20 protein-coding genes and 1 tRNA gene are annotated in these 22,166 nt (G+C 64.8%); 10 read left to right on the top strand and 11 right to left on the bottom strand.

Annotation, left to right across the window (positions count from 1 at the left end; genetic code table 11):
- Positions 1-163 precede the first annotated feature (163 nt).
- Positions 164-1,603, top strand: coding sequence for a glutamate synthase subunit beta (locus J2R99_RS07370; RefSeq protein WP_307153793.1), 1,440 nt, complete (start codon positions 164-166; stop codon positions 1,601-1,603).
- 74 nt (positions 1,604-1,677) lie between these two features.
- Here the strand turns inward: J2R99_RS07370 and J2R99_RS07375 are convergent, their stop codons facing one another.
- Both J2R99_RS07375 and galE read right to left on the bottom strand, forming a co-directional pair.
- Positions 1,678-3,111, bottom strand: coding sequence for a DUF459 domain-containing protein (locus tag J2R99_RS07375; protein WP_307153794.1), 1,434 nt, complete (start codon positions 3,109-3,111; stop codon positions 1,678-1,680).
- A gap of 231 nt (positions 3,112-3,342) precedes the next feature.
- Positions 3,343-4,329, bottom strand: a complete 987-nt coding sequence (gene galE / locus J2R99_RS07380; RefSeq protein ID WP_307153795.1) for a UDP-glucose 4-epimerase GalE — start codon at positions 4,327-4,329, stop codon at positions 3,343-3,345.
- Positions 4,330-4,478: 149 nt separating this feature from the next.
- On the opposite strand from galE, the gene galU reads away from it, so the two are divergent.
- Both galU and J2R99_RS07390 read left to right on the top strand, forming a co-directional pair.
- Positions 4,479-5,375: a UTP--glucose-1-phosphate uridylyltransferase GalU gene (gene galU, locus J2R99_RS07385; protein WP_128290626.1), complete on the top strand. Its 897-nt coding sequence runs from the start codon at positions 4,479-4,481 to the stop codon at positions 5,373-5,375.
- 191 nt (positions 5,376-5,566) lie between these two features.
- The gene (locus tag J2R99_RS07390; protein WP_307153796.1) at positions 5,567-6,463 is read left to right on the top strand and encodes a LysR family transcriptional regulator; all 897 of its coding nucleotides are present in this window, start codon (positions 5,567-5,569) and stop codon (positions 6,461-6,463) included.
- Here the strand turns inward: J2R99_RS07390 and J2R99_RS07395 are convergent.
- From J2R99_RS07395 to hemH, 7 genes are all read right to left on the bottom strand, one after another.
- On the bottom strand, positions 6,445-6,960 hold the full coding sequence (locus J2R99_RS07395; RefSeq protein ID WP_307153797.1) for a phenolic acid decarboxylase: 516 nt from the start codon (positions 6,958-6,960) through the stop codon (positions 6,445-6,447). The two genes, J2R99_RS07390 and J2R99_RS07395, sit on opposite strands and share 19 nt — an antisense overlap.
- Positions 6,961-7,292: 332 nt before the next feature.
- Positions 7,293-8,882 carry an outer membrane beta-barrel protein gene (locus tag J2R99_RS07400; RefSeq protein WP_307153798.1) on the bottom strand — a complete coding sequence of 530 codons (1,590 nt, stop codon included), beginning with the start codon at positions 8,880-8,882 and terminating at the stop codon, positions 7,293-7,295.
- 85 nt (positions 8,883-8,967) lie between these two features.
- Positions 8,968-9,432: an NfeD family protein gene (locus J2R99_RS07405; protein ID WP_307153799.1), complete on the bottom strand. Its 465-nt coding sequence runs from the start codon at positions 9,430-9,432 to the stop codon at positions 8,968-8,970.
- The gene (locus J2R99_RS07410) at positions 9,429-10,436 is read right to left on the bottom strand and encodes an SPFH domain-containing protein (protein WP_307153800.1); all 1,008 of its coding nucleotides are present in this window, start codon (positions 10,434-10,436) and stop codon (positions 9,429-9,431) included. Before J2R99_RS07410 ends, J2R99_RS07405 begins: the two co-directional genes overlap by 4 nt.
- Before the next feature lie 266 nt (positions 10,437-10,702).
- Positions 10,703-11,011 (bottom strand): type II toxin-antitoxin system RelE/ParE family toxin, encoded by a 309-nt coding sequence (locus tag J2R99_RS07415; protein WP_307153801.1) that lies wholly within the window; start codon positions 11,009-11,011, stop codon positions 10,703-10,705.
- Positions 11,008-11,280, bottom strand: coding sequence for a CopG family ribbon-helix-helix protein (locus J2R99_RS07420; protein WP_307153802.1), 273 nt, complete (start codon positions 11,278-11,280; stop codon positions 11,008-11,010). Before J2R99_RS07420 ends, J2R99_RS07415 begins: the two co-directional genes overlap by 4 nt.
- 96 nt (positions 11,281-11,376) lie before the next feature.
- A complete protein-coding gene (gene hemH / locus J2R99_RS07425; RefSeq protein ID WP_307153803.1) occupies positions 11,377-12,405 on the bottom strand; it encodes a ferrochelatase in 1,029 nt (342 codons plus the stop codon).
- A gap of 242 nt (positions 12,406-12,647) precedes the next feature.
- On the opposite strand from hemH, the gene J2R99_RS07430 reads away from it, so the two are divergent.
- The 3 genes from J2R99_RS07430 to J2R99_RS07440 all read left to right on the top strand — a co-directional run bounded on the left by J2R99_RS07430 (position 12,648) and on the right by J2R99_RS07440 (position 15,071).
- Entirely contained in the window at positions 12,648-14,183 is a 1,536-nt protein-coding gene (locus J2R99_RS07430) for a bifunctional metallophosphatase/5'-nucleotidase (RefSeq protein WP_307153804.1), read from the top strand.
- Positions 14,184-14,277: 94 nt separating this feature from the next.
- A tRNA-Ala gene (locus J2R99_RS07435) sits at positions 14,278-14,353 on the top strand.
- 91 nt (positions 14,354-14,444) lie between these two features.
- On the top strand, positions 14,445-15,071 hold the full coding sequence (locus J2R99_RS07440; RefSeq protein ID WP_307153805.1) for a hypothetical protein: 627 nt from the start codon (positions 14,445-14,447) through the stop codon (positions 15,069-15,071).
- A 100-nt stretch (positions 15,072-15,171) separates the two neighbouring features.
- Here the strand turns inward: J2R99_RS07440 and J2R99_RS07445 are convergent, their stop codons facing one another.
- The gene (locus J2R99_RS07445) at positions 15,172-17,559 is read right to left on the bottom strand and encodes a membrane-bound PQQ-dependent dehydrogenase, glucose/quinate/shikimate family (RefSeq protein ID WP_307153806.1); all 2,388 of its coding nucleotides are present in this window, start codon (positions 17,557-17,559) and stop codon (positions 15,172-15,174) included.
- Between the two features lie 190 nt (positions 17,560-17,749).
- Here J2R99_RS07445 and J2R99_RS07450 point away from each other — a divergent pair, with 190 nt between their 5' ends.
- The 4 genes from J2R99_RS07450 (at position 17,750) to J2R99_RS07465 (ending at position 21,362) form a co-directional block, all read left to right on the top strand.
- Entirely contained in the window at positions 17,750-18,817 is a 1,068-nt protein-coding gene (locus tag J2R99_RS07450; RefSeq protein WP_307153807.1) for a glycosyltransferase family 2 protein, read from the top strand.
- Positions 18,818-19,295: 478 nt separating this feature from the next.
- Positions 19,296-20,324 (top strand): GntR family transcriptional regulator, encoded by a 1,029-nt coding sequence (locus tag J2R99_RS07455; RefSeq protein WP_307153808.1) that lies wholly within the window; start codon positions 19,296-19,298, stop codon positions 20,322-20,324.
- Positions 20,325-20,500: 176 nt separating this feature from the next.
- On the top strand, positions 20,501-21,034 hold the full coding sequence (locus tag J2R99_RS07460; protein WP_307153809.1) for a MarR family winged helix-turn-helix transcriptional regulator: 534 nt from the start codon (positions 20,501-20,503) through the stop codon (positions 21,032-21,034).
- A gap of 106 nt (positions 21,035-21,140) precedes the next feature.
- Positions 21,141-21,362 (top strand): hypothetical protein, encoded by a 222-nt coding sequence (locus tag J2R99_RS07465; protein WP_307153810.1) that lies wholly within the window; start codon positions 21,141-21,143, stop codon positions 21,360-21,362.
- 101 nt (positions 21,363-21,463) lie between these two features.
- Here J2R99_RS07465 and J2R99_RS07470 read toward each other — a convergent pair whose 3' ends face one another.
- Positions 21,464-22,042 (bottom strand): sigma-70 family RNA polymerase sigma factor, encoded by a 579-nt coding sequence (locus tag J2R99_RS07470; protein WP_307153811.1) that lies wholly within the window; start codon positions 22,040-22,042, stop codon positions 21,464-21,466.
- Positions 22,043-22,166: the final 124 nt, after the last annotated feature.

The following is a 22,166-nucleotide window of genomic DNA, read 5'->3' on the forward strand; positions in this document are numbered from 1 at the left end:
ATCAGAAGCATGGGGCCGATCTGCGGGCATTTGCCCGCCAGGCGGAACTGGAAATCCAAAAAAGGCTGCGGCATTAAGCCTGACCGGATCGGGATCTCCGGCGGCGGGCTTTCGGCACGACGATTGCGGGCGCGGCAGCGGGAATGACGGGTGAAGCGTAGTTATGGCTAAAGTCACAGGCTTTCTGGAGATCGATCGGCAGGAACAGCGCTACCAGCCGGCGTCCGACCGCATCCGGCATTTCAAGGAATTCGTCCTGCCCTTGCCGGAGCCGGAAGTGCGCCGACAGGCGTCGCGCTGCATGGATTGCGGCATTCCCTATTGCCACGGGCCGACGGGTTGCCCGGTGCACAATCAGATCCCCGACTGGAACGATCTCGTCTGGCAGGGCGATTGGGAGGAGGCCGCACGCAACCTCCATTCCACCAACAACTTTCCCGAATGGACCGGCCGCATCTGCCCCGCGCCCTGCGAAGAGGCGTGCACGCTCAATCTCGAAGACGTGCCCGTCACCATCAAGACGGTGGAGCAGGCGATCGCCGACAAGGCCTTCGAGCAAGGCTGGATCCGCCCGCAGCCGGCGGAGAGAAAGACCGGCAAGCGCATCGCCATCATCGGCTCGGGCCCGGCCGGCATGGCGGCGGCCCAGCAGCTCGCGCGCGTCGGCCACGACGTGCATGTCTATGAGCGCGAGCCCAAGGCCGGCGGGCTCTGCCGCTACGGCATTCCTGACTTCAAGATGGAAAAATACCATATCGACCGGCGCGTGACGCAGATGGAAGGCGAGGGCGTCATCTTCCATTACGGCGTCAATATCGGCGTGACGAAGCCGATGAAGGAGCTCGTCGACGAGCATGATGCCGTCTTGATCGCCACCGGTTCTGAGCGGCCACGCGATCCGGGCATCGGCGGCATGGAATTGACCGGCGTGCATTACGCCATGCCCTATCTCATCCAGTCGAACCGCCGCGTGAACGGCGAGCCGGTGCCGGAGATCGATCATCCCGACGACATCTGGGCCGGACGCCGGCATGTCGTGGTGGTCGGTGGCGGCGACACGGCTTCGGACTGCGTCGGCACGGCTTTCCGCCAGGGCGCGATTTCCGTCACGCAGCTCGATATCCGCGCCTGCCCGCCGGAGAAGGAGAACAAGGCGCTCGTCTGGCCGTATTGGCCGACGAAGCTTCGTACCTCCTCCAGCCAGGCGGAGGGCGCGGAGCGCGAATTCCAGGCGGCGACGCTCGAATTCGTCGGCAAGAACGGCGTTCTGACCGGGGTGAAATGCGCCCGCGTCGATGAAAAGCGCCAGCCGCTCGAAGGCACGGAATTCATCCTCAAGGCCGATCTCGCCTTCATCGCCATCGGTTTTGCCGGGCCGCTCGAAGACACCTTCGTCAAGGAATTCGGCGGCGCGATGAAACAGGACCGGCGCACCAATATCCTCGCCGACGAAAAGAGCTACCGCACCTCGATCGACAAGGTGTTTGCGGCCGGCGATGTGCGGCGCGGGCAGTCGCTGGTGGTGTGGGCGATCCGCGAGGGCCGGCAGGCGGCGCGCTCGATCGACCAGTTTCTGATGGGCGAGACCTCGCTGCCGCTGTGACGGCAGATCTAAGCGGCGATGTGAGTTCAAATATAACGAGGGCCGGGGCCTCTGCGCGTTTCGACACGTGAGGTCTATTCGGCGCGTGCCGCTGACGCTGCGCGTTCTGCCGCTTCCGGTTCTGGATTTCCGGCCTCGGCGTCAGGCGAGGTGTCGGCCGAGGCGTTTTGGTCGCTTTCGGCCGGCTTTTCGGATGACGTCTCAGACGCCTTGTCGGCGGCTTTGACTTGCGGCGTGCGACGCTCCGGCGGCCAGCGGTAATCGTCGATGCGGCCAGCCGGCGGCTGTGCGCCGGCGATCATTTTGGCGAGCAGGGCTTCCGCCTCGGGCTCGACGCCCGTCTCTTCGGCCATCTGCGGCGCCGCCTCGGCGGGTGAGGAGGGCGGCACGGCTTTCTCTGCAGACGATTCGTCCGACGCAGCCGTCTTGGCGCCGGTGCCGGTCTCCGCCTCGGCGCTCTTTCGGGGCGTGTAGGTGGAGAGGCTGCCGGAGCTGCCCAAAATCAGCTTGTCGATCGGGATCATGGCGCTGATCGCGGGCCGGGCTTCCTTCTCCGCCGGGGCCTCGCCCTCTTCGAGCGAGGCGAGGAACGGCGAGCCGGTCTTCAAGATTTCCTGCAGGTCGCGCTCGATGAAGAAGGCGAGCTTGCGCTGGCCGGCGCGGGTGAAATTGAGCCCGTCGCCGACGCGCAACTGCCGGTTCTGGCCGTTCATGTCCGGTCCGGAGGAGACGTATTTGCCTTCGTCGTCGGCAAAGCCGTTCCACACATCGACGAACTTCACCGGCGAATCTTCCAGCGTCTCGCGGTAGATGGAATTGAAGGCGCTGTAATCGCGCGACATGACGGAGGAGGCGACCGGCACGAGGCCCACCCAGACGCCCGGCTCGCCGCTTTCGGCGATGACATTGGCGAGTTTTGCGACGCGGTCGCCATAGGCCTCGTTCCATTCGTCGCCGCGCACCGCGAGCTTGCCGATCTCCTGGCGGTCGTTGCCGCCGAGCATGACGACGACGGCATCCGGCTTGTGCTCTTCGATGAGCTCGGGAAGCCGCGCCGGCCAGTCGTAGAAATCGTCGCGCACCAGGCCCGAAGAGCCGTTGGCGGCCTGGATGATCATGACTTTCGGGTTTTCGGCGAAGGCCTCGTCGAGGCCCTTGGCAAGGCTGCGGGCGAAGAAATCGCCGACGACGAGGACGCGCTTTGCGTCTTCCGCCTTCTCCACGATCTCGAGCTGTGGCTCCACGGGTGCACGGGGCGTGCTGCGGCGCGAGGAACGGCTCGGGGCAGAGCGCTGCGGGGCGCGCTGACGCGTCTGCGGCTCCTGGCGCTGCGGCTGGGCATTGCGCTTCGGCCCGAACAGGAAGCGGAAGAGGGACGGCTGGCGGTCGTTCTGGGCGACGACGATCGCCTCCGCCGCTGCGGCACGCGAGGCGACAAATTCCGTCTCCGCGCCGAGAAAGGCGAGAGCGGCGAGCGCCACCATGAAGCCTGCAAAGAAACTGCGCATCTCAAGCTCCCGCGCCTGGCCGGTTCGTCCGGTCGATCACCGAGATCGACGATGACGGCGCCTTCCGGTCGCGCGCCGAGGCTTTGTCGTGGCGCAAGCACATGGCGCGAACCGGCGCGGCGTTCAAGCCGCTCATTTCACGGCACATGTTAGCGTGGCTTCAGGCGCGGCAAAAGCGGCCGTGCAACGCCGGCGTGAGAAACCGGCCGTGAGAGGGGCGGCGATTGCGTCTCAGGCGGCGCGCATGGCCGCGCGGGCCTCCCAGGCGAGCGCGTGTTCCAGGATCGTTTCGAGATGGGAGAAGCGCGGCTGCCAGGCGAGCGTCTTCAGGATGCGGCGCGGATCGGCGACGAGGCTGACGATATCGTCGGCCCGGCGGGCGCGGGCGCGCACATCGAGCACTTTTCCGGCGATCCTTTGCACCGCGTCGATCACTTCAAGCACGCTGTGGCCCTGGCCATAACCGCAATTGACGGTGAGGCTGTCGCCGCCGGCTCGGAGATAAGCGAGGGCGGCCAGATGCGCATCGGCGGCGTCGGCGACATGCACGTAATCGCGAATGCCGGTGCCGTCGGGCGTGTCGTAATCGGTGCCGAAGACGGGCACGTATTCGCGCCGGCCGAGGGCCGCTTCGAGCACGATCTTGACGAGATCGGTGGCGCCGACGATCGCATGGCCGACACGGCCCGACGGGTCGGCGCCGGCGATATGCCCTGTGCGCAGGCTGACGCTCTTGAGACCATAGGAAGCGCCGGCTTCAGCGAGCATGCGTTCCGCCGAAGCCTTGAAGACGGCATAGGGCGTCAGCGGCTCAAGTGGCGCGGTCTCCGTGACGGGGTTTTCGGCGGGGTGGCCGTAGACGGCCGTCGATGACGAGAGGACGATGTGTTCGACGCCGTTGGCGACGGCGGCGGCGATCAATTCGCGCGTCTTGATCGAGTGGTTCAGATAATAGCCGAGCGGATCGGCGACCGAATCGGCGACGACGAGGGCGCCTGCGAGATGCAGGACGGCATCGACGCGGCGCGTGCGCATGAGATGGTTGAGGAGAAGGCGGTCGCCGACATCGCCGATGACGAGTTCGGCGCCGCGCGGCACGGCCCATTCATAGCCTGTGGAAAGGTTGTCGAGGACGACGACATTCTCGCCCTCGTCGCGAAGCGCGAGCACGAGCTGGCTGCCAAGATAACCGGCGCCTCCCGTTACCAGAACGCTCATACGCGCCCGTCCTCTCTCTTCCTGGCCTTCACTTTTTGCGGGCGTCGCCTAGGTTTTGAGCCTGCGCGCGCCGCCCCGACCCGCCTGGACTCGTGCGGGAAGCTTACTCTAAACGGGTGTCGCGCTTGTCCGTACCCGAAGAGGTTCCCGTGGTTAACCGGATCAGAAAAGCCGTCCTGCCTGTCGCAGGCCTCGGCACACGATTTCTTCCCGCTACCAAAGCCGTGCCGAAGGAGATGCTGACGATCGTCGACCGGCCCGTGCTGCAATATGTGGTCGACGAGGCGAAGGCGGCCGGCATCGAGCATTTCGTCTTCGTCACCGGGCGCGGCAAGGGCGTCATCGAAGACCATTTCGACATCCAGCCGGAGCTCGAAGACACGTTGAAGGCGCGCGGCAAGACCGCCGAGCTCGACGTGTTGAAGGCCGAATTGCCGCCGGCGGGCGGCACGAGCTTTACCCGCCAGCAGGCGCCGCTCGGGCTCGGCCATGCGATCTGGTGCGCGCGCGAGATCGTCGGCGACGAGCCGTTTGCCGTGCTTCTGCCCGACATGCTGATGCGCTCCGAGCCCGGCTGTCTGGCGCAGATGATGACGGCCTACGAAAAGCACGGCGGCAACGTCATCGCTCTCGAAGAGACGGTGCCGGAACAGGTGCACAAATACGGCATCGTGGCGCTCGGCGAGGACGACGATGTCGGCGTCGAAATCACCGGCATGGTGGAGAAGCCGAAGAAGGAAGAGGCGCCCTCGACCTTCTACATTTCCGGCCGCTACATCCTGCAGCCGGAGATCTTCAAGCTTCTGGAGACGACGAAGCCCGGCGCCGGCGGCGAGATCCAGTTGACCGACGGCATGAAGGCCTTGTCCGAGAAGCAGCGTTTCACCGGCGTGCGCTTCCGCGGCGTGACCTTCGATTGCGGCGCCAAATCCGGATTCCTTGCCGCCAATGTCGCCTATGCGCTCGACCGCGAGGACATCGCGGACGATTTCAAGGCGGAGCTGAAGAAGCTCGGCAAGGATTGGCTGAAGGGGCTCGTCGGCTAGTTTGGCCGATCACGGCGGCATTGCCGCATAAGGGGGCCGTATAAGGGGCACCGAAAGGTCGGAGGCGATTTCGTCTCTGACCTCGCGTCCCTCGTGCGCCGCTCACCAGGGCGGCGACCTCTCGCCCGCGGCGCTCGCAGGGCTCCTTCAAGCCTGAGGATGACGCAAGCGGCGGAGACCGGACGGGCGCGATGCGCATTCCCAGAACCACGATGGAACAATGGGCCGTCCTGCAGGCCGTCGTCGAGAACGGCGGCTTCGCCCAGGCCGCGGAACGGCTCAACCGCAGCCAGTCCTCGGTCAGCTATGCCATCAGCCGCCTGCAGGAGCGCCTCGGCGTCGCGCTCTTTCAGATCGAAGGCCGCAAGGCCCGGCTGACACCGGCCGGACGCAGCCTGTTGGCGGAGGCCAATCCGCTCATCGACGATCTCACCCGGCTGGAGGATCGCGCACGGTCGCTCGGCACCGAGGAGAGCCAGTTGCGGCTTCGGGTGGACAGCATCTTTCCCCGTCAGAGGTTGTTCGGCGCGCTGCAGGTGTTTGCCGAGCACCATCCGCATGTGGAGGTGGCGCTGCGCGAGAGTGTGCGCGTGCCCGAGCCGGATCGGGCCTCCGACGATTTCGATCTCGCCATCTCGCTCTGGCAGCCGGGACGAGCCGACCAGCATCCGCTCATCGACATCCCGATGCTGGCCGTGGCCGACCCCGGGCATCCGCTGGTGCGCAGGTCGGGCGGTGCGATCACGCCGGCGACGCTGGCGCGCCATCTGCGTGTGGCCATCAGCGGCGACGGTGCGGTGATGGCGAGCGAGGGGCTGTCGCCGTCTGATGGCCGCACCTGGGACGTGAACAGCCTGGAAGCCGGCGTGGAGGCAGTTCTCAGCGGTTTGTGCTGGGGCTGGCTGCCGGAACATCTCGTTGCCGCGCATCTGGCGGCCCGACGCCTGGTGGAGCTCGATCTCGTCAGCGGCAGCCGGAGGGTCATCCCGCTCGCGCTGAGCTGGGCCGACGAGACGCGGGCCGGCAAGGCGGCCCTGGCACTGGGCCGCCTGTTGCTCGACGGACCGGATCAGGTCCGGCTGGCATAGCCTTCGGGCAATTCCTCAGGCGCCACCGCGACGACGGTTTCGTCGTCGACCGCGCAGGTCTCCAGGAACGTCACTTTGGCGAATTCGTCGATGACGAGCTTAGGATAGGTCGGGCCGGCATCGCGGAAGGCGCGCATCTCGTCGAGATGCTCGTTCTGGAAGCACACCGTCTTCTTCGGATCGCGGGCGATCCATTGGGGGAAGAAGATGACGCCGTGCAGCTGGCGCTCGGCAAAGTTCACCGAGACGCTGACGGAGGTGCCCGTCGGCTCGTCCCAGGACACCTTGAGCACGTCGTCGGAGAGACGCGCCAGATGCACCTTCTGATCGCGCACCCAGCGACCGCCGACCATGCCGCTGTGGATGCGGTAGTCGATGGTGTCGGCGTTCTTGATATACATCTCGTACTGCCAGCCATTGTCATAGGTGTAGATGAAATGGCGGCCGAGGAACGGCTTCAGTTCCTCGGGTCTGGTGGAGGCGTAATCTTCGCTCATAGCTGAAATCCCGTTGCTGTACGGGAGGGAGGTAGGTCCGTGAAATCCGAATAAAAAGTTCGAAATTCGCGGCGATATGATCGGAAAATCCGATGGGTCGAGTTTTGCTCGGACCTGGGACGGGATGGGCGCGGATGCGGGGCATGAAGGGGTGACGAGTTTCAAGCCGGGATTTTCTGGCGGCGCGGAAATCGGAGACACCCTACCCCTGGCGCCTCCCCGCAAGGGGGAGGGGAAGAGGGCGTGTCATGAGCTTCTTCCGTCAATCCTTGGATTCTGATGCTAAATTCTGGCCCCGGAGTCTGGTGCGAGATTCTGGGGTGCCTCGGACCCTAGCGCTTCAGGCGGAGGCGGACGGAGACGGTGTTGGTTTCGACCGTCTCGCCCGGGTCGAGGATCTTGCGCTCATAGGTGTAGCGGCCGACGAGGGCGGCGTAGCGGTTGAGGTCGTAGACGAGGCCACCGAAAGCGGTCCAGGTCGTCTCCGTGAGATCGACGCCGTGGTAATCGCGGTAATCGAGGCCGAGGCCCGCCTCCGCGAAGAGATTGTGGCGCATGCGCCGCTCAAGCGTCAGATCGGCGGAATGGATGACGGAGCCCGAGGCGCCCTCGATCGTCGTTCCCTCCGTCGTCGTGGCGAGGTCGAGGCGGACATTGGTGAGGCGGCGGGGCGACCATAAGAGCGCGGCCGTCGCGAGCGGCGCGTTGAGGTCTTCGAAGCGGGGATCGTCGTAGTTTTCGTGGCGATAGCCGATGCCGATCTCGCCGGCGAGCTTCGGCGACAGATTGACGATGACGCCGCCGGTCAATTCGCCCCAGCGGCTGTCGCGGCGATAGCCGGCCGAATCCGTGCTCTCGTCGTAGCGGGTGGTGCCGAGACGCGCCTCGACGAAAGGCTCAAGCGCCGGCGAGATGAGATAGCTCGCACGCCCGGTCAGGGCATAATCGTTGTTGTTGCGGTCTTCCTGGCTGATCGTGGCGCCGGAGGCCGTCGTCACGTCCTCATAGGTTTCGCGCTCGAAGGAGCCGCGCAACGACATGCCAAGACGGTTGAAGCGCTGGGTGACGCCGAGAGCGGCGTTGTAATTCTGTTCGGCCGGACGTTCGACGGCGGCCGACGGCGTGTCGGGATCGGTGAAGGATTCCAGCGTGTAGAGATAGCCCGCCTCGACATTCACTTCCGTGTCGGAGCTGATGTCGTAGCGGCCGGTGAATTTCGCCTCCGCCTCGCGGTCGTCGTTGGCATGGTCGTCGTAGAAGCTCGCCGTACCGCGGAGATCGAGTTCGACGGCGTGACGGTCCCAGTCGGATTGCAGATTGAGGATCGGAGCGACGAGACCGCCCGCCTCCCAGGATTGCTGTTCGTCGCCGTCGGGATTGTCGGAGGCGATGACGCCCAGATCGAGCGTCGGGCGAAGGACGAAGGTGCCGACGTGCACGCCGACCTGTGCGTAGGGATCTTCCGCCTCTTCCTCCTCCACGACGCGGCGGATGAGACGGCGGCCGTCGAGCTGCGGCTTGGGCGTGACACGGCGTTCGCGCGGTTCCGGCTGAGGCGGGGGCGGGGGCCCGGCGAGAGGAGGGCCGATCGGTTCATCCGCTTGCGGCCCGAAAGGTGGCGGGCCGATGGGGGCGTCGGGCGTGGGATAGGGCTGGCCGGGCGGCGGAGGCGGCGGTGCGGCTGTCGCCCTCTGCCCGGCCTCGTCGCCCGTGTCGCCGGCGTCTGCCTCTCCGTCTCCCGCTTCTCCGGTGTCCTGAAACAGCGCGTCTTCGTCGGCGGCATCGGTGCCGCGCAAGGTGAAGTCGACGGGGGCTGAGGTTTCCTGCGCGCGAACGGGGCCCGCCTGCACGGCGAGGAGTGCGGGAACCAGGACGCCGATCAGTGCGGCGGAAGCAATGATGGCCGGCAGGCGCACGCGCATAGGCTTTCCCGTCCCGCGACGCGCGGGACATGCCTGCCAAGCGGTAAACGCTTATAGTTAACGCAAGGTTTGCGGACGTTTCGGCCTAGTCGTGGCTGAGCGGGACTTCGGGTTCGACCAGCAAGAGCGCGCCGTCCGCGCCGACGATGCGGATGCGCGTGCCCGCCGGCGTATCGGGGCCGCTCACCCGCCAGACGCTGTCGTCGATGCGGATGCGGCCGGAGCCTTCCGCGATCGGCTCGGTGAGCGTGAAGGTGCGGCCGTGGAGACGGGCGGTGCGCAGGTTGAGATGTGGATCGCTCGACGGCGCGTCGCGATAGCCGAAGAAGCGGCGGCCGGCGAGCGCGGCGACCACCGACAGAACGGCAAAGCCCAGGATCTGCAGCTGCCACGGCCAGGAGATGGTGACGGCGCTCACCCCGATGATGAGCGCGGCGACGCCGAACCACAGAAAGAAGAAGCCGGGCGCAAGAATTTCCACGCCGAGAAGGACGAGCCCGAGGATCCACCAGGTCCAGCCGCCGAGGCTTTCGATCGCGCTGACGATCATGAGATGTCACCGGAAGGCTCGGGCCGCTGACCGGTGAAGGGCACGCTGCCGCCACTGCCGCTGCCCGCGCGCACCGGACGCTCGTCCTTGTCGGCAAAGGCCTCGCGGGCGATTTCGGTGATGCCGCCGAGCGCGCCGATGACGGCGGAGGCCTCGACCGGCATGAGAAGCGTCTTCTGGTTGGGCGAGGTGGCAAAGGCCTTGAGCGCGCCGATATATTCCTGCGCCACGAAGTAGTTGATCGCCTGCACGCCGCCCTTGGAGATGGCCTCCGAGACATAGGCCGTCGCCTTCGCCTCGGCCTCCGCCTCGCGCTCGCGGGCCTCCGCGTCGCGGAAGGCGGCCTCGCGGCGGCCCTCGGCCTCCAGGATCTGCGACTGCTTCTCGCCCTCGGCCTTCAGGATCGCCGATTCGCGCATGCCCTGGGCCGTCAAGATCGAGGCGCGCTTTTCCCGCTCCGCCATCATCTGACGGTTCATGGAATCGATGAGGTTGCGCGGCGGATCGATGTCCTTGATCTCGATGCGGGTGATTTTCACGCCCCAGGGGCCGGCGGCGGCATCGACCACTTTCAGAAGCTTGTCGTTGATCTCGTCGCGGTTCGAAAGGAGCTCATCGAGATCCATCGAGCCCATGACGGAGCGGATATTGGTCATCGTCAGATTGACGATGGCGTTCTCCAGGAAATTCACCTCGTAGGCGGCGCGCGGCGCATCCATGACCTGGAAGAAGGTGATGCCGTTCACCGTCACCGTGGCGTTGTCGCGGGTGATGACTTCCTGGCTCGGCACGTCGAGCACCGTCTCCATCATGTTCATCTTGGCGCCGACGCGGTCGATGAAGGGAACGATGATGTTGAGGCCGGGCGACAGCGTCTTGGTGTAACGGCCGAAGCGCTCGATCGTGTAATTGTGGCCTTGCGGCACCGTCTTGACGCTCGCGAAGAGAACGAGCGCGATCAAGACGACAAGGGCGATGACGACGATATCGAATCCACCGAGCATGGGTGTTACTTCTCCTTGGGCCTGCTGCGAGGCCGTCTTCCTCTACATGGGAATCGCGTGCCTTCAGCGCCAATCTTCGTGGGCAATCTTGCCGGCTAAGGGCGGTAGCAGATTTCCGTTAATCGAACACGACGGGGATGATCACATCGCCGAGCTGCGGCCGAACGCGCAGGTCGCGCTCTTCTGGCACGCCCTTCGATAGGGCGTGGGCAAGAAGATGGCTGCGATCCGGCTTGGAGATCGCGGCGGGGGCGCGGTGGTTCAGCCTAGTCGGGCCACTTCTCCACCTGCCAGTCCCGCGACGTGTGGATGATGCGCAAGATCACGACACTTTCGAGGCCCGCTGTCTCCCGAAGCTCGTAGGCGATGACGTAAGGCAGACGCGGAGCCGACTTCTCATAGGTTCCTGTCACGCGCCCGGGCCGGCCTGTCGCCATCTGCCCAAGGGCCTTGCCCGCGTCTTCAATCCGTTCGGCAACCCGCGTAGCGGCTTTCGGGTTATCTCTGGCGATGTGCCTGACCTGTACCTTTATATCGTCCAGCGCTTCGCGGGACCATGTGATCGGCCGTTTCAAGCCTTGCCCGTTTGCTTTTCGGCTTTGGCTTCCGCGATGACGGCGTAGATTTCCGCCATCGCCTCATCATGGGGGATCACGCGACCGGCCGCGGCGTCGGCCTGGCCGCGCTTGATGCCGTCGATGATTTCAAGCTCACGCTCGACATAGGCGGCGACCGCTTCGCCGGCGAGGAAGGACTTGCTCCGCTGTGTCTCGGTTGCAATGCGCGTGAGCTTGTCTTTCACATCGGGGCGAACCCGAATCGTCATGGTGGTGCTGGCGGTCATGGATACGCCTATGTGCTAGGATGTGTACACGTTAATACGCCGACGCAGACGATGCCATCCCCTTTGGTGGCGACGTTCAACTCGGACGATAATTCCCTAAAGCCAGCCCTGCAATTCGCGCATCACGACCGTCTTGATGACGTGCATGCCGTGTTTGGAATCGTTGAGGCAGGGGATGTGGCTGAAGTTTTCGCCGCCATGCTCCTCGAACGTCTCGCCGACGCCGATGGCGATCTCTTCGAGTGTCTCCAGACAGTCCGAGACGAAGCCCGGATTCATGATGGCGAGCGATTTCACGCCCTCGTTCGCAAGCCTGGCCGTCGTCTCGTCGGTGTAGGGCTGCAGCCATTCCTCCGGGCCGAAGCGCGACTGGAAGGTGGTGAGAAGCCGCTCTTTCGGCCAGCCGAGGCGTTCCGCCAGGAGCCGCGTCGTCTTGTGGCAATGGCAGTGATAGGGATCGCCCTTCTCGAAATAGGATTTCGGCAGGCCGTGATAGGAGGTGATGACGACCTCCGGCGTGAAGTCGAGCCCGGCGATGTGCTCTTCGACCGACTGGGCGAGGGCGTCGATATAGGCCGGCTCGTCATGCCAGGGCGGCGCCGTGCGGATCGCCGGCTGCCAGCGCATCTCCTTCAAGGCATCGAAGGTCTTGTCGTTCACCGTCGCCGTCGTGGTGGCGCTGTATTGCGGATAGAGCGGAACGATCAGGACCTTCTCGCAGCCCTTTTCCTGCAGGGCGTTCAGCTTTTCGGCGATCGACGGATTGCCGTAGCGCATTGCCCAATCGACCTCGATGCGCTCCTCGGCGGCAAAATCGGCGGCAAGCTTTTCGCCCTGGCTGCGGGTGAAGGTGCGCAGGGGCGATTCATTGCGCTCCTTGTTCCAAATCGTGGCATAGGCCTCGCCGCTCTTTTGCGGGCGGGTCGACAGAACCATGCCGTTGAGGATCGGCCACCACAAAAGGCGGGGCGTTTCGATGACGCGGCGATCCGACAGGAATTCCTTCAGATAGCGGCGCATCGGCCAGTAATCGGTGCCGTCGGGCGTGCCGAGATTGACGAGCAGGACACCGATGCGCCCGGCGCGCACGGGCGGATGGTCCGACGGAAGGACCATCTCCTTCATGTCGTTTCGTCTGGAATCGGAAAAACTGGAAAAAATGGGCCGGTCCAGCACTACGGCTTCCCTCGTTCTGGCATCAGGGCCAAGATAAGACTCTACGGCGCACCTTCCACCTGTCTGCGCATGGCGTCACCGAGTTGTGCAAGATAGGTCGTAGCACAAGCGGAGCCAATGGAGCAGCGGGTCGAAGCACGCATAATCCTGGAAACTCTGTAAAGTGATTGTCCGAACAGAGGAATGAAGCCATGGCTTCAACGCTGCGGTGGTTTGCCGCGTTCGTCATCGCGGTCTCGCTTCAACCGTCCTTTGCGGCGGCCGAGGACGTCTCCGTCACCTTTCTTCTCGTCAACGATGCCGACCAGATGGCCGGGTCGAGCGAGACGCGCGGCGGCTATGCCCGCATCGGCGCCGTGGTGGCGCGCGAACGCGCGGAACGCGATCACGTCGTCTTCGCGCATGCGGGCGATGCGATCTCGCCCTCGCTGATGGCGGGCTTCGACGAGGGGGCGCATATCGTCACGCTCCTCAACATCATCAAGCCGGACGTCTTCGTGCCGGGAAATCACGAATTCGATTTCGGCCCCGAGGTTTTTGCACGGCGCATGGGCGAGGCGAAATTTCCCGTGCTCGCCGCCAATCTGCGAGATGAGGCCGGCAACAGGATCGGCGCGATCGCCGATACGCGCATGATCGATGCGGAGGGCGTCAAGATCGGCATCGTCGGCCTCACGGCGGAGGATTCCTATCAGAAGTCGAGCCCCGGCACGCTGAAGATCGCGCCGGCGCTGGCGACCGGCGAAGACGCGGCCGAGGGGCTGCGTGCCAAGGGTGCCGATTTCGTCGTCGCCGTCGCCCATGCCGGCCGTGAGGTCGATCGGGCGCTTTTCCAAAGCCGCGCCTTCGATCTCATCCTCTCCGGCGACGACCACGATCTGATGATCTTCTTCGACGGCAAGACGGCGATGGCGGAATCGAAGGAACAGGGCGAGTACGTCACCGCCGTCGATATACGCATGGGGGTCGAGGAGAAGGACGGCACACGCAGGCTTTCGTGGTGGCCGGAATTTCGCCCGATCGATACGGCCGGCGTCATCGGCGACAGCGCCGTGCAGGCGAAGATCGACGAGTTTCAGGCGGATCTTTCCAAGGAGCTCGATGTCGGGGTCGGCACGACGAAGACGGCGCTCGACAGCCGCCGCGCCACCTTGCGCACCGAAGAGGCGGCGATCGGCAATCTCGTCGCCGACGCGATGCGGGCCGGCACCGCGGCCGATGTCGCGATCACCAATGGCGGCGGCATTCGCGGCAATCGGATTTATGAACCGGGCGCCACGATCACGCGGCGCGATATCCTGACCGAGCTGCCTTTCGGCAATGTCACGGTGAAGCTCGAGATTTCCGGCGCGGCGATCCTGGAGGCGCTGGAGCACGGATTTGGCGATGTGGAGAATGCCAGCGGTCGCTTCCCGCAGATTTCCGGCATGCGCGTGACGGTCGATCTTCAAAAGCCTGCGGGGGAACGCGTCGAGGCCGTCGAGATCGACGGCAAGCCGCTCGATCGGGGCGCTATCTATACGCTCGCCACCAACGACTTCATGGCGGACGGCGGCGACGGTTACGTGGCGTTGACGAAGGGGCGGGCCCTCATCAACGGGCGCGACGGACTGCTGATCGCCAACGACGTCATGGCGTTCGTGCGGTCTGCCCGCGAGGTGGCGCCTCGCCCGGAGGGGCGGATCACGTTCCTCAAGGACGATGAGACGCGTGCCGCCAAAGATTAGCGCGCCGAACGGCCCGCCATGTTGAAGTCCGCTTGACACCCTCCGGGGGCACACCCTAAATGCGCGTCGCTTGCGACCGTTTTCGGATCGCGGCGGGGCCGTAGCTCAGATGGGAGAGCGCTGCAATCGCACTGCAGAGGTCAGGGGTTCGATTCCCCTCGGCTCCACCAATTTTCTTCCCATGTTTTCGTCGTTTCTCGCCTCCTGGCGCGGGTCTTTTGCGTGCCGTTTCGCGCAGTTGGCGACGGCCGTGAGGGCGCGATGAGGAAGAAGCCCGCGAGCATGCGGGCGCTCGAAGAGCTCGGGCGGGTGCGGCTGTCGCAGAATTTCTTCCTGCGCGATTTTCTCTATTCGGAAATCTCCGGCTTTTACGGCCTGCCGAACGTGCCCGACGATCCCGATCTGATGATCGCGGCGGGGCGGCGGCTCTGCGAGGAGCTTCTGGAACCGATCGAGGCGACGTTCGGGCGGATCGCCATCCGCTCGGCCTATCGGGCGCCTGCGCTCAACGCCTTCGGCAACGAGAACAAGCTCAATTGCGCACGCAACGAGACGAGCTATGCCGGGCATATCTGGGATCGGCGCGGGCCTGAGGGCGAGATGGGGGCGACGGCCTGCATCGTCATCCCGTGGTTTGCCGACCTTTATGCCGACGGGGCCGACTGGCGCGCCATGGCGTGGTGGGTGCACGACCATCTGCCCTATTCGGCGATGGAATTCTTTCCGAAACTCGCGGCCTTCAACCTGACCTGGTCGGAGCGGCCGGCGCGCACGATCTCAAGCTACATTCCGCCGAGGGGCTATCTGACGCGGCCCGGCATGGACAATCACGAGGGCCGTCATGGGGAATGGTACGAGGGCTTTCCGCCGCTGAAGATGCGGGGATAAAGTCCGTTCCTGGCGGACGGCATGTCCGGAAATGAATACGCCCGGGGCGATGCCCCGGGCGGTGTGTCTCAAAGGCGCGGGCGCCTATTGCTGCGGCCCCTTATTGCTGGGGTAGGGCGTAGGCCACGAGGGCGTCGCCGATCGGCGTTTCCATGAAGTGGTGGCCGCCCGCCATGATGACGAGATATTGCCGGCCGTTCGCCTCATAGGTCATCGGCGTCGCCTGGCCGCCTGCCGGCAGCACGTCGCTCCACAAGGTTTCGCCCGTCTCCATATCGATGGCACGGATGAGATTGTCGGTCGCCGCGGCGACGAAGATGACGCCGCCGGCGGTCACCACCGCGCCGCCATTGTTCGGCGTGCCGATGGTGATCGGCAGCATGGAGGGGATGCCGAAAGGCCCGTTGGTGCGCGCCTCGCCGAACGGGCGGTCCCAGAGGGTCTTGCCCGTCTCCATGTCGATGGCGCGAATGCCGCCATAGGGAGGCTCCTTGCACAGGAGCCCGGTGACGGGCAGGCGCCAGCCGGCATTGACGTTGATGGCGTAGGGCGTGCCGGCCTGCGGATCGCCGGCGCCTTCCGCACCGCCGATGGCGCCGCGCTGCTGGCTGCGCGGGGCCCAGCCCTTGCGGTCGGCTTCGGCGCGCGGGACGAGGCGGTTGTAGTTCGGCATGTCGTTGTAATTGGCGACGATGACGCCGCGCGAGGGATCGACGGCGATGCCGCCCCAATCGGTGCCGCCATTGTAGCCCGGATATTCGATCCAGTGCTGGTCGGAGGTCGGCGCCGTATAAAAGCCCTCATAGGAGGAGCGGCGGAACTCGATCCGGCAGACCATCTGATCGATCGGCGACATGCCCCACATGGAGGCTTCCGTCAGCTCGGGCTTTCGGAGCGTGTGATAGAGCGAGAAGGGCTGGGTCGGCGAGCGCTGATCCGGCTCGACGCCGCCCGTCGGCACGGGGCGCTCTTCGACGCCCGTGATCGGCTCGCCGGTCTCGCGGTTGAGGACGTACATGTCGCCCTGCTTGGAGGGCAGAATGAGCGCCGGCACCGTGCCGTCGCCGACCGGGAAATCGACGAGCGTCGCCTGGGCGCCGAGATCGTAATCCCACACATCCTTGTGCACCGTCTGGAAGTGCCAGGCAGGCTTGCCGGTCTCCACATCGATGGCGACGAGCGATGTCGAATATTCGTTCTCCGCGTCGGTGCGGGCGCCCGACCAGTAATCGACGGCGGAATTGCCCATCGGCAGATAGACGAGGCCGAGCTCTTCATCGCCGCTCGCCGTCGTCCACATATTGGGCGTGCCGCGGGTGTAGGTCTTGCCTTCCGGCGGCTGGCCGGTGATCTCCGGCTGCGTCATGTCCCAGGCCCAGCGCTGCTCGCCCGTGACGGCATCGAAGCCCTGGATGACGCCCGAGGGGGCTGAACGCTTCTGGCCGTCGAGCACCTGGTGGCCGGTGACGATGACCCCGCGCACGATGGTGGGCGCGGAGGTCATCGAGACCATGCCGGGCACGACCTCTCCCATGCCGCGCTTGAAGTCGACGGAGCCGTTGTCGCCGAAATCGGAGCAGGGCTCTCCGGTCTTGGCGTCGACGGCGATGAGGCGGCCGTCGAGCGTGCCTTCGATGACACGCGTCGGGCAGACCTGATCGGGGCCGGCGTCAGGCACCTCGAAATAGGTCACGCCGCGACAGGCGGCGGTGTACGGGATCCAATCGTCGGACACCTTCGGGTCGTAGCGCCAGCGCTCCTTGCCGGTCTGCGGATCGACGGCGATCATGATGTTCATCGCCGAGCAGAGATAGAGCGTGTCGCCGACCTTGAGCGGCGTCGTTTCCGCGCCGTATTTGCCCTTGGCGAGCTCGCTGTCGGGCAAATCGCCCGTGTGGTAGACCCAGGCGCGCTGCAATTTGCCGACATTGTCGCGGTTGATTTCGGCAAGCGGGGAATAGCGCCTTGCCGAATAGGTGCCACCATAGGCCGGCCAGTCGCTGCCGACATCCTTCAAGGAGGGATCGGCCATGGCGAGACGCCCGGCGGCCGGCAGAGGACCCTGGACCTCCGGGGCGTTGACGACGGCGATATAGACCCCGCCGCCCACCATCAGAACGAGGACGGCGGCGATGCCGGCAAAGGCCGAGCGCCAGGAATAATCCCAGGGCGCGAGCGGCGGCATTGCGGCAATGACGAGGACAAGAAGCACGGCAGGTGCCACGACGCGGGGCACGAGGGCCCAGCCGTGGAGGCCGACTTCCCAATAGGCCCAGAGAAGCGTGGCGAAGAACACGAAGATGTAGAGCCAGGCGCCGCTGGCGCGGCCCGCCATGATCAAGATGCCGGACGCCAAAAGGCCGAGACCGGCGAGAACGTAATAGAAGGAGCCGCCGAGGCTCGCGAGCCAGCCCCCGCCGCCGACCAGAACCAGCCCGATGAGAGCCAGAACGAGACCGAGAAGCCGGGCCAGCCAAAGACCGACCATGTTTCTGTTTTCGGATTGTGTGTTCAACGCACGCCCCCTTTTTCTCTTGCTGCCGGCAGGGTGCCGGCTCCGTTCGATCGGCTGCCGAGCTTTGCGCTTCTGGCGCCGGCCGTGCGAGCGATGTGGCGAATGGTAGCGCGTCAGGGGCCCTTCGCCAGGGTGAAGTGTGCATCATTGATGTGAAAGTCCGATGATCTTGCAACACTCGACAAAGCCGGGACGGTCGGGCAAGGCCGGCGGCATCGAGTTTCAGGAGCGCAGTGTGACGAGTGACGGGAAGGAGCCAGTGCCGGGCCCAGTGGCCGACAGCGTCGAGGACGGCAGCGGTGAGGTGAGCCGCAATGATCTGGCTCGAAACGTCACGCTCGTCACCGTCGCCTACAACTCGGCCGAGGCGCTGCGCTGGCAGGGCGCGCATACGGCGAAGCTGCCGGGCATCGTCGTCGACAATGGCAGCTCGGACGCAACGCGGGCGGTGGCCCGAGAGCGGGGCCTCGGCATTTTGGCGTTCGAGGTGAATTGCGGCTTCGGCCGCGGCGTGATGGCGGGGCTTGCCGCCGTCACGACGGAGTTCGCGCTCGTCATCAATCCGGATGCGGCGATGGCGGAGGGGGCCGTCGCGGCGCTTCTTGCCGCGGCGGAACGCTATCCGGACTGCGCGCTCTTCGTGCCGCGCATCGTCAATGAGGCGGGAAAGGTGTTCTTCCGGGTCTCCTCCGCGCTGGAGCCGCGCCAGAAGCATCGTCGGCCGCCCGAGGGCGATGCGTGTATCGCCATGCTGTCGGGGGCGGTGATGCTCGTCCGGGTGAAGCCGTTCCTCGCCTTCGGTGGCTTCGATCCATCGATCTTTCTCTATTTCGAAGACGATGAGCTCGCCTTTCGCTACCGGGCGGCGCGGCGACCGATCATCTATGTGGCAGAGGCGGAGGCCGTGCATCTCGGCAACCGGTCTTCGGGGCATTCCTCCCGCCCGGCGGCGAAATCGAACCGCGTCAAAGACGTCTCTTTCGGCTGGTCGCGCGCCTATGTGATGGAGAAGATCGGGCGGGGCAATCGGGCGCTCACCGGTCTGCGGATGGCAGGCAGTATGGCGGTCTGTCTGGTGAGCGGACGCTTCGGCAAGCTGCGGCGGGAGGCCTATCGGCTTGAAGGTTTTCTGATGCGGCTGCAGGGGCGATCGGCGCCGTTTCTGCCGCCGGGCGAGCCGGAATGCGTGGCACGCGACCTTCCTCACACAATGGTGTCAGAAGAAAATTAGACGGCAAAACAGGTTTCTGCCGACTGTCGCAGAAATTGTGAAGACCGTGCCGGGGAGGCTTTTCGGCGACGGCGATCCTGTTGCGTCTTATTTTAGCTAATTTGTACAGATTAAAGACAAGGCGGTGAAGATGTGCGCTCTTTGCTGGCGTCGGCGAGGCGCCTGGAGCGTCACTGTTGTCGCCTAAGCATTTTCAACCTTCGGTGATTTCTTATTGCTGGAATTCCCCGGCAAGTTTTATAATTGAGTCGACAATGGACGAAATGCACATATTTGTGCAATGTGATGCGGTGTTTATAGGGGCCGGCACAGATCGCGGTGCGCAAGGACGCGGCTGCGAAAATACTGGGGGCGGGCGACATATCTGTCGCGATTAGGTGAGACTTACGTGCCGGTTACTGCGTCCAACGGTGAATTGCCGTTGAACGCCGAAGCGTTTACCCAAATCTATCGAAGCAGAGGTCACAGGGGGAGACGAATGCGCGCCAGACGAGAGGAAACCAACGGGCAACGCGGTTCCAGGAGCCAATATGCTCTCGCCAACCAAATCCTGGATATCGTGCGAGATCGGCGGCTCGAAGAGGGAGATCGCCTGGCGGAGGTGGCGCTGGCGACGCAGCTCGGCGTGTCGCGGACGCCTGTGCGTGCGGCCCTCAGTCTTCTCGCCCAGGAAGAGATCGTGCGGGCGCGCCCGAACCAGGGATATGTCCTCCTCAAGGGCTGGACGGCCCTGAAGAGCACGATCCTGGCGGCGCCGAGCAGCAGCGACGACGAGCTTTATCTCGACCTCATTCGCGAGCGCCTGCAGGGCGAGATTCCCAACACCGTCACCCAGACGATGCTGCTCGACCGCTTCAAGACGAGCCGGGCCGTGCTTTTGCGCACTTTGTCGCGCATGGCTGAAGAAGGCATCGTCACCAAGAACAAGGGGCGCGGCTGGACCTTCCAGCCGGCGATCGACACCTCGGTGGCGCTGCGCAACAGCTATGATTTCCGCATCATGGTGGAGCCCGCCGCGTTGATGCTGGAGACCTTCGAGATCGACATGGTGGCGCTCGATCGCGCTCGCGCCCGGCATCTGTGGCTCCTGGAGCAGGGCGAGACGCTGGCGCCGAGCAGCCTGGAACTGTTCGCCATCGACGCGCAGTTCCACGAGATGATGGCGGGTTTCTCCAACAACAGCTTCTTCGTGCAGGCGATCCAGCACCAGAACCGGATGCGCCGGCTTCTGGAATATCAAGGCATTCAGCCCGTTCAACGAATTGTGACCTGGGTGAAGGAGCATATGGAGATCATGGACGCGCTGTGCGCCAACGACCGCGAGCTTGCGGCGCGGCGGATGCGGGCGCATCTGGAAAACGCCTATGTGTCGACCATGAAACTGACCGCGGAAGCCCAGAAAACCGCGGCCGCCGCGCGCGCCAAGGCGAAGACCCGCGACCGGCAGAGCGCGCCGAGGCGGCGCGATCGCAGCGACATTTCGGCGGAGAACGATATCGCCGGATAAGAGGGGCGGCGCTCCTCGTTCGGCGATTTTTTCACTGACCCTGCGGAACGCGCGACAAATGCGCGTTTCCTGCAAGCTGGAGCGGAACCAGCCACCGACTGCCGTGTTTCCTGCCACCGAATGCACTGACGCGCTTGAAGAAATCGGCGCGTCAACGAGGAGGAAGGGATACGCTCTTGGTCCAGGACACACTGCTTTACAAACTCTCGCAGGCCGGGAAGGCCCAGCGCGTTTTCGTGGCGGCGAAATTGCGCGAGATCGATCTGCATCCGGGCCAGGACGGCGTGTTGATGCTGCTCAAGGAAAAAGGTGCGATGTGCCTTTCCGATGTCGGGCTCCTGCTCGCCATCCAGCCGCCGACGGTCACGAAGATGACGGTGCGTCTGGAGCGAAACGGCTATATCTGCCGGCGGACGGCTCCGCAGGATCAGCGCAAATGCATGATCGAACTCACGGAGAAGGGTGAGGAGAAGGTCGCCGAGATCGAGGCGCTGTGGCAGCGCGCCGACGCGGACGTGATGCAGTCCGTCTCGCCGACGATGCGGGCGTTCCTCGATGAAGCGCTCGCCGATCTGGAGGCGAGCCTTTACCGCAAGGCCGGGCGCTGGAAGGCGCCGAACAATCCGGTTCGCAAAACCGCTGCCAACACGACCTCTTCGGGGGCGGGAGCGGGCGTGCGCGGCGATTCAAATGTCGTTTCCGTGCGGTAGTCGCCCGTTTGACAGAGGACCAGCGGTCGAGCAAACATCGCCGGCCAAGCGCTGGTTCAAGGCAGTTGAGATGATCAGACCGCGAGCTCAATCCGGCGGCAAGCCCATGGAATCTTCGCCCAACCTCGTGCAGGACGACAGCGACCTGCAAAGGCAGCTCGCGAAGCTCGGCGAGGAAGTCTTGACCGAGGACGTGCCGGAGCGCCTGCTTCAGGCGCTCACCGGCGCGGTGCAGACGCCGGAAGAGCTTTCTGGCGCGGCAGCCGGAGAGCGGACGGCTGTTTCATCCGAGCTTTCTCCTTTCACGAAGACGAAACGCGACGATTGAACGCCTGAGGCGCGTTGTCGGCGGCTGTTCGGCGGAGAGGCCACGTGACGGCCGTGTGCCGACGTCTCCTGCCCGGGTTCTGCGGCTCGCTCGAGACGGGCTCACCCGCCTTTCAGGCGGTTTGCGGCCTCGGTGCCGCCAGTTTCCTCGGTTGCCGTCAATCCCGCGTCGTCCGTGTTTGCCTGGCCCAGGAGCTCCGTGAGACGGGCGCGGGCACGCGAAACGCGCGAGCGCACCGTGCCGATCGGGATATCGAGCATCTCGCCCGCTTCCTCGTAGCCGACACCTTCGACGGCGGTCAAAAGCAGGATCTCGCGATGCTCCGGCGAGAGGTGGGCGAAGGCATGGCGCACCTCCTGGAGAGCGACGGCCGCTTCCTGGCCGGGCTTGCTGTGCGTGCTCGCCTCATGCGTCAGATCCTCTTCCACTCGCCGCCGGTTGGCGCTCTTGCGCAGATCGTTCTTGTAGATGTTGCGCAGGATGGTGAAGAGCCAGGCTTTCAGATTGGTGCCGTCTTCGTAACGGTCCAGGGAGGCGACGGCGCGCACCAGACATTCCTGCACGAGATCGTCCGCCCATTCCGGGTTCTGAACGAGATACCTGGCAAAACGGCGCAGATGCGGGATGAACGCGGCGATCTCGCGACGGACCGCATCCTTCCGGTCGTCACCGGTCGTCATCGCAGCGTTTGCCTGCTCTCTTCCCCGACGGGCCATTTTGCGCAAGAATCACCCCTCGGCCGCGAAGCCTGCCATATTTTGCCGGGCTTTCACGTCTAAGGTCGTTAGGCGGCTACAAGCTTTT

Origin of the sequence: Rhodopseudomonas julia (assembly GCF_030813515.1) — a bacterium.
GTDB classification, from domain to species: Bacteria; Pseudomonadota; Alphaproteobacteria; order Rhizobiales; family Afifellaceae; genus Afifella; species Afifella julia.